The following is a 15,945-nucleotide window of genomic DNA, read 5'->3' on the forward strand; positions in this document are numbered from 1 at the left end:
CCCGCGGAGCTCAGCTGACCGCAGCGTCGTGACCCGGAGCTCAGCTGACCGCCGTGCTCCGGCCCGCGGAGCTCAGCTGACCGCAGCGTCGCGACCCGGGCGCGGTCGACCGGCCGCGCCCGGTCGGGGATTCAGCCGGCGGCAGCGGCCCGGGCCGCCTCGGCGGCCTTCATGTCCTTGCGGAGCTCCTGCGGGAGGGAGAAGGTGAGCCGCTCCTCGGCCGTGGTGAACTCGGTGACCTCGCCGAAGCCACGCTCCGCGAGGTGCGCCAGCACCTCCATCACCAGCTCGTCCGGCACGCTGGCGCCGGAGGAGACACCGACCGTGGTGGCGCCGGCCAGCCACTCGTCCTGGATCTCGGCGGCGTAGTCGACGAGGTGACCGGCCCGGGCGCCGGCACCGAGGGCGACCTCGACCAGGCGGACCGAGTTCGACGAGTTGGTCGAGCCGACCACGATCACCACGTCGCACTCCGGCGCGATCTCCTTGATCACGTGCTGCCGGTTCGAGGTGGCGTAGCAGATGTCGTCGCTGGGCGGCGACTGCAGCAGCGGCAGCCGGGTCTTGAGCCGGGCCACCGTCTCCATCGTCTCGTCCACCGACAGCGTGGTCTGCGACAGCCAGACGACCTTGGCCGGGTCGCGGACGACGACGTTCGCCACGTCGTCGGGGCCGTCGACGAGCTGGATGTGCGCCGGGGCCTCGCCGGAGGTGCCGATGACCTCCTCGTGCCCCTCGTGACCGATCAGCAGGATGTCGTAGTCCTCGGCGGCGAACCGTTTCGCCTCGTGGTGCACCTTGGTGACCAGCGGGCAGGTCGCGTCGATCGCCTTGAGCCGGCGCTCGCGGGCCTGGTCGTGCACCTCGGGGGCGACGCCGTGCGCGGAGAACACCACGGTGGCGCCCTCGGGCACCTCGTAGTTCTCCTCGACGAAGATCGCGCCGCGGGCCTCCAGCGTGCTGACCACGTGCTTGTTGTGCACGATCTGCTTACGCACGTAGACCGGGGCGCCGTAGAGTTTCAGCGCCTCCTCGACGGTCTGCACGGCGCGGTCGACACCGGCGCAGTAACCACGCGGCTTGGCGAGCAACACCCGCTTACGAGCTTCAGTCACGCGGCAATGGTACGTGCCACCGTCCGGCCGCCACCCTCCTGCGATCAGGGCCACAACCCCGGCCGGAACGGCTGTTGATCCGTTTCGCCCCGTCCGTATGGTATCGGCCGGGATAATCGGATTCATGAGTGCCGAGCGGGACGACCGGTGGCCCGCGGTCTCCACGGTGCTGCGCGTGATGGCCGGCTGGTTCCTGTTCGGCGTCGGCCTGCTCGACCTGGTCAGCGGCACCGACGGCCCGGTGTACGTGGTGTTCCACGCGGTCGTCACCCTCGGCGGGATGATCCTGCTCGCCCTGCACCGGATCGCGCCGAGCCGGGCCGCCTGGCTGGTCGCGGCGCTCACCGTCCCGGCCGGCCTCGGGCCCGGGCTGATCCCGGTCACCACCCGGTGCTGCATGGCCGCCCATCCGCGGCGCCGCGGCTTCCCGTTCCCGTTCCTGGGCACCGGCGACGGGGTGCACACCGACCTGCGCTATCTCGGCGCCGACCTGGTCTTCTGGGGGTGCGCCGGGCTGGTCACGCTGACCCTGACCCGGTTCATCGAGAAACAGATCCCGGAGCGGCGTACGCCGGTGGACCTGACCGGATACGTGGGCCGGCACGCCGAGGCGCACGCGTACGTGGCGCAGCATCGCGCCGACGAGAATGTCGGTGGGCTGCCCTAGTCTGGCCGGGTGAGTGAAGCCCAGGCCGCCACCGCACCGGCGAAGAGCACCGCCGACGAGCCCTGGCCGGTCCGCGTCGTGACGCAGAAGATCAGCGCCTGGATCGCCAAGCTCGGCTGGGTCTGGGTCGACGGCCAGGTGGCGCAGATCAGCCGGCGGGCCGGCTCCGGCGTGGTCTTCCTGACCCTGCGCGACCCGGCCGCCGACCTGAGCCTCTCGGTGACCGTGCACCGCGACGTGCTGGAGACGGGCGCGCCCGACCTGTCCGAGGGCGCCCGGGTCACTCTGCACGCCAAGCCGGAGTTCTATCAGGCCCGCGGTTCGCTCAGCCTGCGCGCCGACGAGATCCGCCAGGTCGGCCTCGGCGAGCTGCTGGCCCGGCTGGAGCGGCTGAAAAAGCTGCTCGCCGCCGAGGGCCTGTTCGCCCGCGAGCGCAAGCGGCGGCTGCCGTTCCTGCCCGGCCGGATCGGCCTGATCACCGGGCAGAACACCGCCGCCGAGCGGGACGTGCTGACCAACGTGCACCGCCGCTGGCCGGGCGCCGACTTCCGGGTCGCCCACGTCGCCGTCCAGGGACCGAACGCGGTGCCCCAGATCATCAACGCGCTCAAGGTGCTCGACGACGACGAGACGGTCGACGTGATCGTGATCGCCCGTGGCGGCGGCAGCGTGGAGGACCTGCTGCCCTTCTCCGACGAGGCGCTGTGCCGGCAGGTGTTCGCCGCCCGCACCCCGGTGGTCAGCGCGATCGGCCACGAGACCGACACCCCGCTGCTGGACTACGTCGCCGACCTGCGCGCCTCCACCCCCACCGACGCCGCCAAGCGGATCGTGCCCGACCTGGCCGACGAGATCCGGCTGATCGACCACGCCCGCCAGCGGCTCGACCGGGCCGTGCTCACCCGCATCGACCGGGAGCGGCAACGGGTCGAGGCGCTGCGTTCCCGCCCGGTCCTGGCCCGCCCGGAAACACTGATCGACCAGCGCGCCGCCGAGGTGGTCGCGCTGCGTGACCGGGCCGGCCGCAGCCTGGAGCACCGGGTGCGCCGCGCCGACGACGAGCTGCGCCACACGCTGGCCCGGCTGCGCGCGCTGTCCCCGCTGGCCACCCTGCAGCGGGGCTACGCGATCGTGCAGCGCGGCGACGGCCACGTGCTGCGTGCGGCCGGCGAGGTGGACGAGGGCGACCCGGTCCGGGTCCGCCTGGCCGAGGGCGAGTTGACCGCAGTGGTGACCTCAGGAGAGAACGCATGAGCGACGACAATCTCAGCTACGAGCAGGCCCGCACCGAGTTGGCCGACGTGGTCACCCGCCTCGAGCAGGGCGGCGGCAGCCTGGAGGAGTCCCTCGCCCTCTGGGAGCGCGGCGAGAAACTGGCCGACATCTGCCAGCGCTGGCTGGACTCCGCCCGCACCCGCATCGACGCTGCCCGAGCCGCCCGCGACGCCGGCTGACCGGATCCGCCCGCGACGCCGGCTGACCGGATCCGCCGACGGCTACTTCAGGGAGTTGGCGAGGGCTTCCAGGTTGGGCTGTCCGGTCTTGCCGACGAGCAGCACGGTGCGGCCGGTATCGGAGAAGATCAGGGCCGTTTCGCCCGGGCGGCCGGTGTAGACCATCCAGGTGCGGGCGTCGGTGCGGTAGGCGCCGGCGCGCTTGCCGTCCTTGCCGACCTCGGCCGGGACGAGCGTGTCCGCGGGGGTGGTGCTCTCGATCAGCTGGACCGGGTTGTCGTCCGGGTCGACGTAGCCGATGCGCAGGATGGCGCCGCCCTTCTCATCCTTGAACGTCGCCGCGGTCACCCGCCAATCCTTGCCCAGGCCGGCCGGTTTCAGCACGGTGAAGTGCCTGGACGCGAGGTCGAACGACGAGGACGGGTCGACGGTGAGCGGCTTGTCGCCGTTGAGCACCACCCGGTAGAAGACCAGCAGCAGCACGATCGGGATCATCAGCACCGCCAGGGACAGCGCCATGTCGCGCGGCGCCCGCCCCTCCCGGCGGGTGAGCCGCGGCGACGCGCTCGCGGCCGGAGCCGCTGAGGACGTCGCCCCGGCCGGAACCGGCGCAGCCGACGACTCCGCGGCGACGCCCGACGCCGAGGACGCCGGCAACTCCGCAGAGCCCGACGACGCAGAAGCAGAGCCCGACGACGCGGAAGCAGAGCCTGGCGACACAGAAGCAGAGCCCGACGACGCGGAAGCGGAGCCCGACGGGGCGCAGGGGGCTGAGGGTCCGGGAGCGGACGGCGACGGGGCCCCGGCCGGCTCGGCGGCGGAGGTCGGGCCCGCGGCGGGCGAGGGCGCCGCAGCGGACGCCGGCGGCGATGTCACCGGGGTCGGGGGCGGCGTCGGAGCGGTCTCGGGGGCAGCGGGTTCCACGTGCTCATTGTTAACCATGTCGCTGAACCGGGACTTGGCACGTCCTCAGATGCCAGGATCAGTGGATCCACAGCCCCGCAACGACGCGAGGAGGCCGACATGCCTGCCCGGGTTCCCCAGGATCTCGACCGTAACATCGCCCTCGACCTGGTCCGTGTGACCGAGGCGGCCGCCATGGCCGCTGGTCGCTGGGTGGGACGCGGCGACAAGAACGGCGGTGACGGCGCTGCCGTCGACGCCATGCGCAAGCTCATCAACTCGATTCAGATGCAGGGCGTCGTCGTCATCGGCGAGGGGGAGAAGGACGAGGCCCCGATGCTCTACAACGGCGAGCGGGTGGGTGACGGCACCGGGCCGGAGGTGGACGTCGCGGTCGATCCGATCGACGGGACGACGCTGATGAGCAAGGGTATGCCGGGTTCGGTCTCGGTGCTCGCGGTGGCCGAGCGCGGGGCGATGTTCGATCCGAGCGCGGTGTTCTACATGGACAAGATCGCGGTCGGGCCGGACTGCGCCGACGTGATCGACATCAATGCCGGCACGGCGGAGAACCTGCGCCGGATCGCCCGGGCCAAACGGTCCAGCGTCTCCGATGTGACGGTCTGCATCCTCGATCGGCCGCGGCACGCCCGGCTGGTCGAGGAGGTGCGGCAGGCCGGGGCGACGATCAAGTTCATCTCGGACGGCGACATCGCCGGGGCCATCTCGGCGGCCCGCGCCGAGTCCGACGTCGACGTGCTGATGGGTATCGGTGGCACCCCGGAGGGGATCACCGCGGCCTGCGCGATCAAATGTCTGGGCGGCATGATCCAGGCGAAGTTGTGGCCGCGGGACGACGCCGAGCGGCAGAAGGCGGTCGACGGCGGCCACGACCTGGACCGGGTGCTGACCACCGACGATCTGGTGACCGGCGACAACTGTTTCTTCGTGGCGACCGGGGTCACCTCGGGCGATCTGCTCAAGGGGGTGCGGTATCGCTCCGGCGGCGCGCACACCCAGTCGATCGTGATGCGGTCCAAGAGCGGCACGATCCGGGTGATCGACTCGTATCACCGGCTGGAGAAGCTGGCCCTCTACTCCGCGGTCGACTTCGACGGCCACCTGCCGACCGTCCCGATCGGCGAGGAGCCGATCATCTGACCCGCACGCCGGCCCGGGCATCCCCCGGGCCGGCACGGGAAAGACCCACTCACCGTCGCCCGTCCCCAGTCGGCACGGAAGGGCCACTCACCTCGCCCGCCCCGGCCGGCACGGGAAAGACCCTCACCGTCGCCGGAACAGGACGGCGGCCACGAGCCCGCCGATCAGCCCGAGCAGGTGCCCCTGCCAGGAGACCGCCCGATCGGTCGGCAGGATGTTGTAGACCTGGTACCAGTACAGGAGCCCGACGAACGCGGCCACCGCGAGGTTCCACCAGCTGCGTTCGAACAGGCCGCGGCCGAGCAGCAGCCCGAGATACCCGAAGATCACCCCGCTGGCCCCGACCACGACCGTCGACGGGTCGCCGACGAACCAGACGCCGATCCCGCTGATCAGCATGATCACCAGGGTCGACCAGAGGAAGCGGCGACCGCCGCCGGCCATCGCGAACGTGCCGACCAGGATCAGCGGCACCGCGTTGCCGTAGAGGTGGTCCCACCCGCTGTGCAGGAACGGGCTGAACAGCACCCCGTCCAGGCCGTCGAGGTGGTGCGGGATGATGCCGCCGGCCATGTCCAGGGTGCCCTGGCCGAGCGCCACGTCGAGCGCCTCGATCAGGAACAGGCCGGGGATGACCGCGCACATGGTCAGGAAGGCGCGTCCGAGGGACGCGTAGAAGGCTTCGGTGCCGAATTTCGCGGGCGCGTCGACACGCGTCGGGGTCACGCCGTAGCTCATGGCTGAAATGGTGGCAGGCCCGCGCACGCCGGGCCACTCAGGAAAGTTTGCGGGTGGCCGCCAGGATCGCCGCCCGGAACTTGGAGATCTGCGTGTACACCCCGGGGTAGGCGTCGCGCGCACACCCCAGCCCCCAGCTGACGATGCCCACCTGCGCCCACTGCCCGTCCGCCCCGCGCCGCACCATCGGTCCCCCGGAGTCGCCTTGGCAGGTGTCCACCCCGTGCCGTCCGGCGCAGATCGAGTCGCTCTGGACCAGGGTCACCTTCGCCACCGCGTACGCCTTGGCGCAGGTCGCGTCCGGGATGGTCGGCACCGTCGCGTAGTGCAGCCGGCGTTCCTGCCGCAGGGAGCCCTCCCTGGTCTGTCCCCACCCCATCACGGTGACGTCGCCGGTGTCCCCGGTGGCGTCCGGCACCAGGGGCAGGGCGGGCAGGTCGAGCACCCGGTCGAGTTTGACCACGGCCCAGTCGTTGCCGCGGGTCTCGGTGGTGAAGGCGGGGGCCCGGACCACTTCGACGGAGTGGGCGACGACCGCGTTGCGGGCCTTGAGGTCGGCCACCCCGGCGGTGACCACGATCCGCTTGTCGGGTCCGGTCGGGCCGACGCAGTGCCCGGCGGTGAGTACCACCCGGGGTGCGGTCAGTGCCCCGCCGCAGCCCATCGACAGTCGGACCACCCACGGGAACTCGCCGGTCTTGGCCACGTTGCCGCCGACCACTTCGAGGATGGGCCGTCCGCCGGCGCCGGCCTGGGCGGGCACGTCACCGGCGGCGAGCACCGTGACCACGATCGCCAGGAACGAAGCGACATTTCGGACCATACGGACATTTGATCACAGCAGAACGGGGCCGTACGGCTAGCCGCGCGGCCCCGTCATGTGACGGTTCAGTACCAGCCGACTTCCTGCGAGTGGCCCCACGCGCCGCAGGGCGAGGAGTAACGGCCCTCGATGTAGTCGAGGCCCCACTTGATCTGCGTGGCCGGGTTGGACTCCCAGTCGGCGCCGAACTTGGCCATCTTCCTGCCGGGCAGCGCCTGCGGAATGCCGTACGCCTGCGAGCTTTTGTTGAGGGCGCTGTAGTTCCACCCGCTCTCGCGCTTCCAGAGCTTGTCGAGACACGGGAACTGGTCGATCTTGAAGCCGGCGTCCAGCATCAGCGCGCAGCCGATCTGGCGGCTGCCGGAGAAGTCGTTGCACGAGGACGGGATGTGGCCGGCGTAGGGCACCGCGCCCCCGGAGGCTGCCTTCTTGGCGTCGGCGGCCTTCTTGGTGGCCGCCGCGTCGGCGATCACCTTGACCTCCAGCTTGCGCGCGTTCGCCGCGGCCTGCCGGGCCTCGCCGGCCGCCTTCTCGGCGGCGGCGTCCTCGGCCGTCCGGCGGTAGGCGCGGGCCGCGGCGTGGTCCGCCTCACGCTGCTTGAGCAGCGCGATCTCCTCCGCGTTCGCCTGGGCCACGAGAGTCGCCTGGCTGCTCTGCTGCTGGTCGTCCTGGCCGTGTCCGAGGTAGAGACCGCCGCCGAGACCCGCGGCGAGCAGACCGACAGACAGCGCACGAACTCCGAGCCGGCTCCAGAGCCGATTCACGAAGATTCCCTTCGTCGGGGGCAATGACGCGGCACGGCCCCGTCAGTGACAGAGCGTCATGCCGCGAGCACCCGCAACCCCGCTGGGCTGCCACCTCGCACCCGCGAGGTCGATCTTCGACGTCGTTACGAGTCGATGGTGCTCGCCAGACACCATGGCGCAGCGTGAGGGCGTTGTGAAATGCCGACGCGGATCTGTGACTTTAGTCACTCCAATTTTCCCTACAATCGGGACAAAGGATCCGCGTCGGCATTCCCCGAGAAGGCTTACAACGGGATGTCCTCCAACAGGTCGGTGACCACTTCGGCGATCGGGGACCGCTCCGAACGGGTGAGGGTGACGTGGGCGAAGATCGGATGCCCCTTCAGCGCCTCGATCACCGCCGTCACGCCGTCGTGCCGGCCGACCCGCAGGTTGTCCCGCTGGGCGACGTCGTGGGTCAGGATCACCCGGGAGTTCTGGCCGATCCGGGATAGCACGGTCAGCAGCACGTTGCGTTCCAGCGACTGCGCCTCGTCGACGATCACGAACGCGTCGTGCAGGCTGCGGCCGCGGATGTGGGTCAGCGGCAAGACCTCCAGCATGCCGCGGGCCAGCACCTCCTCGACCACGTTGGCGTGCACCACGGCGCCGAGCGTGTCGAAGACCGCCTGCGCCCAGGGCGACATCTTCTCCGACTCGGAGCCGGGCAGGTAGCCGAGCTCCTGGCCACCGACCGCGTACAGCGGGCGGAACACCACCACCTTCTTGTGGCGGTTGCGCTCCATGGTCGCCTCCAGGCCGGCGCAGAGTGCCAGCGCGGACTTGCCGGTGCCGGCCTTGCCGCCCAGCGACACGATCCCGATCGACTCGTCGAGCAGGATGTCCAGGGCGATCCGCTGCTCGGCGGAGCGGCCGCGCAGCCCGAAGGCGTCCCGGTCGCCGCGGACCAGTTTCACCGTCTTGTCCGGGGTGACCCGGCCCAGCGCCGATCCGCGCGACGAGTGGATCACCAGGCCGGTGTGGCAGGGCAGATTGTCCGCCTCCTCGACCTCCAGCTCGTCGCCCGCGTACAGCGCCTTGACCTGATCCTCGCCGAGCTCCAGGTCGGCCATGCCGGTCCAGGTGGGGTCGCTGGCCTGGCCGTGCCGGTACTCGTCGGCGGTGAGGCCGACCGAGGCGGCCTTCACCCGCAGCGGCATGTCCTTGCTGACCAGCGTGACGTCGCGGCCCTCCGCGGCCAGCCCGAGCGCCACCGAGAGGATCCGGGTGTCGTTCGAGTCGTTGCGGAATCCCTGCGGCAGCGCGCTCTGGTCGGCGTGGTTGAGCTCGACACGCAGCGTGCCGCCCTCGTCGTTGCAGAGCACCGGCTGATCCAGCCGACCGAACTTGATCCGCAGCTCGTCCAGCATCCGCAGGGACTGCCGGGCGAACCAGCCGAGCTCGGGATGGTGGCGCTTGCCCTCCAACTCGGAGATGACCACGAGGGGGACGACCACCTCGTGATCGGTGAACCGGCGGAACGCCGCCGGGTCGGACAGCAGGACCGAGGTGTCCAGGACGAAGACCTTGCCAGCGGGGGCGGGCTCGGCGTCGGCGTGCCGGTCCCGCACCTTACGGCGGGCGGGGGTGGCACGGGTCTTGGTCACCTTGTCGGCCGGGTCGGATGAAGAGGCGACACCGGCATCGGTACGGCGAGATGTCACAGGCCTGCTCCAGCGGGCGTGCAACCCGCCACCCGCGGTCCGCCACCTCCGGCCGCCGGCACATGCACAGGGCAGGGATGCGGGCCCTGTGGCGCAAGTTGTCGCAGGTCCGGGCCGGCCGGCTGGCTCGGGATGACCCCGTGCCATGACACAAACGCTAGCGGTCAACAGGCTCCCGCGGTAGTGCGCAAAATCGGGCACCCGCGGGTGACGCTCGCCCCACGTGAATTCCGCCGGGCTTAAAAGACCCCCCTGCCCGGGTAGTCTGGCGACGTGGCAGAGACCGAGCGTCCGACCCATCCCGCGAGCGCTGACGACGCCTGGGCGCGCACCGCCCGGCACGCGTCCCGGACCACGTTCTTCTTCGACTTCGACGGGGTCCTCTCACCGATCACCGAGCAGCCGGAGGAGTCCCGTCCGGTCGCCGGGATCCCCGAGGTTCTCGACCGGTTGGCCGCGCGGGTCGCCCGGGTGGCGATCGTCTCCGCCCGTCCGGTCACCTTCCTGCGCACGCATTTCGCGTCGCTGGCCCACGTCGACCTGTTCGGCCTCTACGGCCTCGAGGTGTGGCACGAGGGCCAGGTGGTCACCAAGCCCGCCGCCCTCGACTACGAGGAGCCGATGAAGGAGCTGGCCGCCGCCGCCCGTGGGGCGCTGGAGCGGCCGGTCGAGGTGGAATACAAGCGGCTCGCCGTCGCCCTGCACTACCGCAAGGATCCGGCCCGCGCCGCGCAGGTCGAGAAATGGGCGCTGGAGCAGGCCGAGCAGCACGGTCTGCTGATCCAGCGGGGCCGCATGGTGGTCGAGCTGAAGCCCCCGGTCGACCAGGACAAGGGCATGGTGATCACCGAGGCGGTCCGCGACGCCGGCTGCGCGTGGTATTTCGGGGATGACATGTCCGACGTCAAGGCGTTCGACGCGCTGCGCGCCCGGGAGGCGGTCGACCCCGGCTTCTTCGGCATGGCGATCGCGGTGGCCAACGACGAGACCGGCGCCGAGGTGTCCAACGCCGCCGACCTCACGCTCGCCTCCCCCGAGGCCGTCGCCCGGTTCCTCGACGCGGGGCTGCAGACCTTCTGAGACACGATCGCCACGGTACGAAGTGATCGTCGTACCGTGGCAATCGTCCTGATGTCCGGACCCGCCGCATGCGCGAGGCGCGGCCGGGTCCGGGGCGCGGCGGTCTAGGCGCCGTAACGACGCTGCCGGCTGCCGTAGGAGCGCAGGGCCCGCAGGAAGTCGATGCGCCGGAAGTCGGGCCAGTTGGCGTCGTGGAAGTAGAACTCCGAGTGCGCCGACTGCCAGAGCAGGAAGCCGGACAGCCGCTGCTCCCCGCTGGTGCGGATGACCAGGTCGGGGTCGGGCTGGCCGCGGGTGTAGAGGTGCTCGGCGATGTGCTCGACGTCGAGGATCTCGGCCAGCTCCTCCAGGGTGCCGCCGGAGGCCGCGTGCTGCTGCAGCAGGGAGCGCACCGCGTCGGTGATCTCGCGCCGCCCGCCGTAGCCGACCGCCATGTTGACCTCGACGCCGCCGGAGCGGTCCTGCGTCTTCTCCTGGGCGGCCTTGAGGGTGGCGGCGGTGGCGGCCGGCAGGATGTCGAGCGCGCCGACCATCCGCAGCCGCCAGGGGTTGCCCTCCTCGGCCAGCTCGGTCGCCAGATCCTCGATGATCTTGACGAGCGGATCCAGCTCGGCGGCCGGGCGCTGCAGGTTGTCGGTGGCCAGCAGATAGAGCGTGACGTGCTCGATGCCGGCCAGGTCACACCAGGTGAGCAGATCCTTGACCCGGACGGCGCCGACCCGGTGGCCGTCGTTCGGGTCGACGAAACCCATCTCGCGGGCCCAGCGGCGGTTGCCGTCGCACATGACGCCGACGTGGCGGGGCACCGGCTTGCCGACCAACTTTCCGGCGAGCCGGCGCTCATAGAGGGAGTAGACCAGGGAGCGCACACTCATCACGGGCAAGGGTAGCCACCCGCGTCCGGCACTCCACCGGTGGCGGCGCCCGGTGGACCCGTCCGCACCAGGAATAAACCTGATCGTGCCACCGCCGGGCCGGCCGTCCGGGTGACGACGATGCCGAAAGCGTTATAAACGGCCGGCCGCGCCCACCCTCGCCGTTGAGGGCGGACGCGGGCCGAGTCCGTGGGTCAGGCGTCGGCCAGCCGCGCGCGCAGCGCGTCCAGCTCCGCCCAGAGCACGGCGGGCAGCTTGTCGCCGAACTTCTCGAACCACTCGGTGACCTGGGGCAGCTCGGCCAGCCACTCGTCGCGGTCGACGCGCAGCACCGCCTCCAGGGCGGCCTGGTCGATGTCCAGCCCGGTCAGGTCGAGTGACTGCGGGGTGGCGACGTGCCCGATCGGCGTCTCCACCGCGTCTGCCTTGCCGTCCAGGCGCTCCATCACCCACTTGAGCACCCGGCTGTTCTCGCCGAATCCGGGCCAGAGGAAGCCGCCGTCGGCGTCGCGCCGGAACCAGTTCACGTAGAAGACCTTGGGCAGCTTGGACGCGTCGCCGGAGGCGCCCTTGGCCATGTCGATCCAGTGCTGGAAGTAGTCGCCGGCGTGGTAGCCGATGAACGGCAGCATCGCCATCGGGTCGCGGCGGACCACGCCGACCTGGCCGACCGCGGCCGCGGTGGTCTCGCTGGACAGGGTGGCACCCAGGTAGACCCCGTGCACCCAGTCGCGTGCCTCGGTGACCAGCGGGACGGTGGTCTTGCGGCGGCCGCCGAACAGGATCGCGTCGATCGGCACGCCGCGCGGGTCGTGGTATTCGTCGGCGAGGATCGGGCACTGCTCGATCGGGGTGCAGAAGCGGCTGTTCGGGTGGCTCGACGGCGCCTCCGACTCCGGCGTCCAGTCCTGGCCCTTCCAGTCGGTCAGGTGCGCGGGCGGCTCGCCCATGCCCTCCCACCAGATGTCGCCGTCGTCGGTCAGCGCCACGTTGGTGAAGACCGAGTTGCCCTTGGCCAGGGTGCGCATGGCGTTCGGGTTGGTGTGGAAGTCGGTGCCGGGCGCGACGCCGAACAGCCCGAACTCCGGGTTGGTCGCCCAGAGCCGGCCGTCCTCGCCGAAGCGCATCCAGGCGATGTCGTCGCCGACCGTCTCCACCTTCCAGCCCGGCAGGGTCGGCTCGAGCATGGCCAGGTTGGTCTTGCCACAGGCCGACGGGAACGCGCCGGCGATGTACCGGACCACGCCCTCCGGCGAGGTCAGCTTCATGATCAGCATGTGCTCGGCGAGCCAGCCCTCGTCCCGGGCGGCCACGCTGGCGATCCGCAGCGCGTAGCACTTCTTGCCGAGCAGCGAGTTGCCGCCGTAGCCGGAGCCGAACGACCAGATCTCCCGGGTCTCCGGGAAGTGCGAGATGTACTTCGTCTCGTTGCATGGCCACGCGACGTCGTCCTGGCCCGGTTCGAGCGGCGCGCCGATCGAGTGCAGGCACGGTACGAAGTCCGCGTCGTCGCCCATCGCGCTCAGGACCTCGGCCCCCATCCGGGTCATGATGCGCATGCTCGACACCACGTACGGGCTGTCGGTGAGCTCGACGCCGAACATCGGGTTCTCGGCGTCCAGCGGGCCCATGCAGAACGGGACGACGTACATCGTCCGGCCCTTCATCGAGCCCCGGTACAGCTCCGTCATCAGGGTCTTCATCTCGGCCGGCGCCATCCAGTTGTTGGTGGGCCCGGCGTCGGCCTCGTCGGCCGAGCAGATGAAGGTGCGTTCCTCGACCCGCGCCACGTCGGACGGGTCGGTACGCGCCCAGAACGAGTTCGGCTTCTTCTCCGGGTCGAGACGGACCAGCGCGCCGGACTCGACCAGCTCGTCGGTCAACCGGGTCCACTCGGCGTCCGAACCGTCGCACCAGACGATCCGGTCGGGCGTTGTCAGGGCGGCGACCTCGTCGATCCACGCCAGCAGGCGGGGGTGCGAGGTGTGGGGGTGAGACAAGGTGAAGCTCCTTCGGTCGGCACTGACCAATGACGGACCGTCCGGAAAAACCGGCTGTTGTCATGGGAGTCACATCAGGTTAAGCCCCATACCCATGCAGTTCATCGGCTGAACCTGTGGACAACCGCACAATCTTTGGCTGCCGTGCGCGATGACGATTGATTCTTCGCCGCCGCGTGCACGAGCGCGCACACCGGGCGGCGACACCGCCGTTGACGACAACTTTCGCAAAAGGGACTTATCGCCGTACACTTTCACCTAATCGGGCTTTCCTCGCAGTTCCGGCCACAGGAGGCGGAATGACGACCCCGGGCAACGACGTGGACTCGGACACGGATCTGCTCGCCGCCGTCCGGGCCGGCGACACCGCCGCCTACGGGACGCTCTATGAGCGGCACCGGGCGGCGGCGCGGTTGTTCGCGTTCGGCCTCGCCCGCGATCCGGCCGACGCCGACGACCTGGTCGCCGAGACGTTCGCCAAGGTGTTCGCCTCACTGCGGGCCGGTCGCGGGCCGCTGGTCGCCTTCCGGGCGTACCTGCACACCACCATGCGGCACGTCTGCTACCAGCGGGCCCGCTCGGACCGGCGGCTGGAGTTCACCGACGACCTGAGCCGGTACGACGAGGGCCAGCCGTTCACCGACCCGGCGCTCGACCGGCTGGAACGCAGTTTCGCCGCGGCCGCGTTCCGCCAGCTGCCACCCCGGTGGCGCGACGTGCTCTGGCAGACCGAGGTGGAGGGCAGCACCCCGGCCGAGCTGGCCCCGCGGATGGGTCTGACGCCGAACGCGGTCGCCGTCCTGGCCCACCGCGCCCGCGAGGGACTGCGCAGCCTCTATCTCCAGCAGCACGTGACCGCGGCCGAGCACCCGGAGTGCCGGTGGGCCGGCGAGCGGCTCGGCCCGCAGGTGCGCGGCCGGCTCGCCCCACGCGACGCGCACCGGATGCGGACCCACCTCGGACGGTGCGCGGACTGCCGGGGCCGGCTCGCCGAGATCCGGGAGATCGACGGCTTCCGCCACTCCCCGTACCGGCAACGTGACCATGCCGGCACCGCCGGTTGAGATCGTGCAACGAGATCGGCGGCGCAGGTGCCGCGCCGGTACCCTCGAACGGGTGCGGTTGCGGAAGCTGGCGCGGGAGGCGGGCAGGTTCGGCACGGTCGGCGGCATCGCGTTCGGCGTCGACCTGCTGCTGTTCAACATGCTGCGCAACAGTGGCGTCGAGCCGCTGACCGCGAAGACCGGGTCCACCATCGTGGCGACCACCCTGGCCTTCCTCGGCAACCGGTACTGGACGTGGCGCGACGGCGCGCACCCCAACCTGGCCCGGCAGTACACGACGTTCTTCGTGCTCAACGCGGTCGGCCTGGGCATCTCGCTGGCCTGCCTGGCGATCAGCCACTACGGTCTGGGGCACTACTGGCCGGTGTTCCGCGGCAAGGCCGCCGACAACGTCGCGGGACTGCTGATCGGCACCGCCATCGGTACGATCTTCCGGTTCTGGTCCTATCGCCGGTTCGTCTTCCGGGCCGAGACACGGACCACCGGTGTGACAACGTCGTCACCCACCCTCCCGTGATTCGGCGTTCTCGCCCCGGCCCTCGTAAGGTGGCCCAATGCCCTCAGGCCCAACGCTGACGGATCGCCTGCGCCGTCTCGCCCCGGAAGCCGTCGCCTTCGGTGTCATCGGAGCCGGAAACACGCTGCTGTACATGGCGATCTGCTGGGTGGCCCTGCCGATCGGCGCGGTCAAGGCGAACGTCATCGCCACGCTGATCACCACCACGCTGGCCTACCTGGCGAACCGGTTCTGGACCTACCGGCACCACACGCGCACCGCGCTGCGCCGGGAGTACCTGCTGTTCTTCGGCTTCAACCTGGTGGGCATGGTGATCCAGTCCGGCCTGGTGGCGATCGGCAAGTACGGCTTCCACCTGAACGAGAAGGACGACAAGATCCACTTCATGCTGGTCACCATGATCGGCATCGGGATCGCCACGGTCTTCCGCTTCTGGGCGTACCGGACCTTCGTCTTCCTCAAGCCGCCGGTCGACGGCCACGAGGGCGCGATCACCGGGATGGACGCGACCGCCGGCCTGGCCGAGCTCAGCGCGATCGACGTCCCGGGGAGCGCGGCGGAGCTGGACGCCACGCTGAAGAGCTGAGCTCCTCCTCGGCGTCCTCGTCGTCCGCCGGGCTCAGCTCGATCAGTTCGTAGAGCCGGGTCTGCACCCGCTGGGCCTGCGGCACGCCGGACAGCCGCGCGCTCTGCTCGCCGATCGAGTCGATCACCAGCGTGCCGGTGCCGAAGATCCGGTCCAGCAGCGACTGGCGCAGCGCATGGTCGTTCACCCGGTTCAGCGGCAGATCCCGCCGCTCCCGGGCGAAGACGCCCTGCTGCAGCAGCAGTCGCTCGTTGGTCAGCACGTAGTGCGTGCACCGCCACCGGGCCAGCGGCGCGATCCCGTACCGCGCCGCGTGGTAGATCATGATCGCGGCGACCAGACCGAAGCCGATCCGGCCACCCTGGTTGCCGGGCAGCAGCACCCCGGCCATCACGGTGCCGGCCACGGTCAGCACCAGTACCAGGGCCGGGCCGACCACCGACTTCCCATGGGGACGCAGGTGGAGCACGACCTCCTCCTGCTCGGAGAGAACTTCCGCCGGGAACGCCACGC

Annotated in this window: 17 protein-coding genes; 8 read left to right on the plus strand and 9 right to left on the minus strand. The window is 70.7% G+C overall.

Going from position 1 to position 15,945, the window contains the following annotated elements; translation table 11 throughout:
• Positions 1-131: 131 nt before the first annotated feature.
• Positions 132-1,241, minus strand: a complete 1,110-nt coding sequence (locus tag ACSP50_RS37940; RefSeq protein WP_231956800.1) for a 4-hydroxy-3-methylbut-2-enyl diphosphate reductase — start codon at positions 1,239-1,241, stop codon at positions 132-134.
• Here ACSP50_RS37940 and ACSP50_RS37945 point away from each other — a divergent pair.
• Genes ACSP50_RS37945 through ACSP50_RS37955 form a run of 3 tightly spaced genes read left to right on the plus strand, consistent with a single transcriptional unit; the run spans position 1,240 to position 3,236 of the window.
• Positions 1,240-1,782 carry a hypothetical protein gene (locus tag ACSP50_RS37945; RefSeq protein WP_014694640.1) on the plus strand — a complete coding sequence of 181 codons (543 nt, stop codon included), beginning with the start codon at positions 1,240-1,242 and terminating at the stop codon, positions 1,780-1,782. The genes ACSP50_RS37940 and ACSP50_RS37945 overlap by 2 nt on opposite strands.
• A 9-nt stretch (positions 1,783-1,791) precedes the next feature.
• A complete protein-coding gene (gene xseA / locus ACSP50_RS37950) occupies positions 1,792-3,036 on the plus strand; it encodes an exodeoxyribonuclease VII large subunit (protein WP_014694641.1) in 1,245 nt (414 codons plus the stop codon).
• Positions 3,033-3,236 carry an exodeoxyribonuclease VII small subunit gene (locus tag ACSP50_RS37955; RefSeq protein WP_014694642.1) on the plus strand — a complete coding sequence of 68 codons (204 nt, stop codon included), beginning with the start codon at positions 3,033-3,035 and terminating at the stop codon, positions 3,234-3,236. Before xseA ends, ACSP50_RS37955 begins: the two co-directional genes overlap by 4 nt.
• A gap of 42 nt (positions 3,237-3,278) precedes the next feature.
• Here ACSP50_RS37955 and ACSP50_RS37960 read toward each other — a convergent pair whose 3' ends face one another.
• Positions 3,279-3,893 carry a DUF4245 domain-containing protein gene (locus ACSP50_RS37960; RefSeq protein WP_231956801.1) on the minus strand — a complete coding sequence of 205 codons (615 nt, stop codon included), beginning with the start codon at positions 3,891-3,893 and terminating at the stop codon, positions 3,279-3,281.
• A gap of 366 nt (positions 3,894-4,259) precedes the next feature.
• Here ACSP50_RS37960 and glpX point away from each other — a divergent pair, with 366 nt between their 5' ends.
• On the plus strand, positions 4,260-5,300 hold the full coding sequence (gene glpX, locus ACSP50_RS37965; protein WP_014694644.1) for a class II fructose-bisphosphatase: 1,041 nt from the start codon (positions 4,260-4,262) through the stop codon (positions 5,298-5,300).
• 123 nt (positions 5,301-5,423) lie between these two features.
• Here glpX and ACSP50_RS37970 read toward each other — a convergent pair whose 3' ends face one another.
• The 4 genes from ACSP50_RS37970 to ACSP50_RS37985 form a co-directional block, all read right to left on the minus strand.
• On the minus strand, positions 5,424-6,038 hold the full coding sequence (locus ACSP50_RS37970; protein ID WP_014694645.1) for a rhomboid family intramembrane serine protease: 615 nt from the start codon (positions 6,036-6,038) through the stop codon (positions 5,424-5,426).
• 37 nt (positions 6,039-6,075) lie between these two features.
• Positions 6,076-6,861 (minus strand): serine protease, encoded by a 786-nt coding sequence (locus tag ACSP50_RS37975; RefSeq protein ID WP_014694646.1) that lies wholly within the window; start codon positions 6,859-6,861, stop codon positions 6,076-6,078.
• Positions 6,862-6,926: 65 nt separating this feature from the next.
• Positions 6,927-7,625, minus strand: a complete 699-nt coding sequence (locus tag ACSP50_RS37980) for a hypothetical protein (protein ID WP_014694647.1) — start codon at positions 7,623-7,625, stop codon at positions 6,927-6,929.
• Positions 7,626-7,891: 266 nt separating this feature from the next.
• The gene (locus ACSP50_RS37985; RefSeq protein ID WP_014694648.1) at positions 7,892-9,310 is read right to left on the minus strand and encodes a PhoH family protein; all 1,419 of its coding nucleotides are present in this window, start codon (positions 9,308-9,310) and stop codon (positions 7,892-7,894) included.
• A gap of 273 nt (positions 9,311-9,583) precedes the next feature.
• Here ACSP50_RS37985 and otsB point away from each other — a divergent pair, with 273 nt between their 5' ends.
• Positions 9,584-10,390 (plus strand): trehalose-phosphatase, encoded by an 807-nt coding sequence (gene otsB, locus ACSP50_RS37990; protein ID WP_014694649.1) that lies wholly within the window; start codon positions 9,584-9,586, stop codon positions 10,388-10,390.
• Between the two features lie 104 nt (positions 10,391-10,494).
• Here the strand turns inward: otsB and ACSP50_RS37995 are convergent, their stop codons facing one another.
• The gene (locus ACSP50_RS37995; RefSeq protein WP_014694650.1) at positions 10,495-11,265 is read right to left on the minus strand and encodes an isoprenyl transferase; all 771 of its coding nucleotides are present in this window, start codon (positions 11,263-11,265) and stop codon (positions 10,495-10,497) included.
• 194 nt (positions 11,266-11,459) lie between these two features.
• Complete coding sequence (locus ACSP50_RS38000; protein ID WP_014694651.1) at positions 11,460-13,265, minus strand: phosphoenolpyruvate carboxykinase (GTP); 1,806 nt, start codon at positions 13,263-13,265, stop codon at positions 11,460-11,462.
• A gap of 299 nt (positions 13,266-13,564) precedes the next feature.
• On the opposite strand from ACSP50_RS38000, the gene ACSP50_RS38005 reads away from it, so the two are divergent.
• The 3 genes from ACSP50_RS38005 to ACSP50_RS38015 are packed head-to-tail and all read left to right on the plus strand — an operon-like array spanning position 13,565 to position 15,432.
• Positions 13,565-14,329 carry a sigma-70 family RNA polymerase sigma factor gene (locus ACSP50_RS38005; RefSeq protein WP_014694652.1) on the plus strand — a complete coding sequence of 255 codons (765 nt, stop codon included), beginning with the start codon at positions 13,565-13,567 and terminating at the stop codon, positions 14,327-14,329.
• A gap of 52 nt (positions 14,330-14,381) precedes the next feature.
• Positions 14,382-14,846 carry a GtrA family protein gene (locus ACSP50_RS38010; RefSeq protein WP_014694653.1) on the plus strand — a complete coding sequence of 155 codons (465 nt, stop codon included), beginning with the start codon at positions 14,382-14,384 and terminating at the stop codon, positions 14,844-14,846.
• A 37-nt stretch (positions 14,847-14,883) separates the two neighbouring features.
• Positions 14,884-15,432 (plus strand): GtrA family protein, encoded by a 549-nt coding sequence (locus tag ACSP50_RS38015; protein WP_014694654.1) that lies wholly within the window; start codon positions 14,884-14,886, stop codon positions 15,430-15,432.
• Here ACSP50_RS38015 and ACSP50_RS38020 read toward each other — a convergent pair.
• Positions 15,374-15,943, minus strand: a complete 570-nt coding sequence (locus tag ACSP50_RS38020) for a PH domain-containing protein (RefSeq protein WP_043512984.1) — start codon at positions 15,941-15,943, stop codon at positions 15,374-15,376. The genes ACSP50_RS38015 and ACSP50_RS38020 overlap by 59 nt on opposite strands.
• Positions 15,944-15,945 lie beyond the last annotated feature (2 nt).

The sequence above is a fragment of the Actinoplanes sp. SE50/110 genome, from assembly GCF_900119315.1.
GTDB lineage: Bacteria > Actinomycetota > Actinomycetes > Mycobacteriales > Micromonosporaceae > Actinoplanes.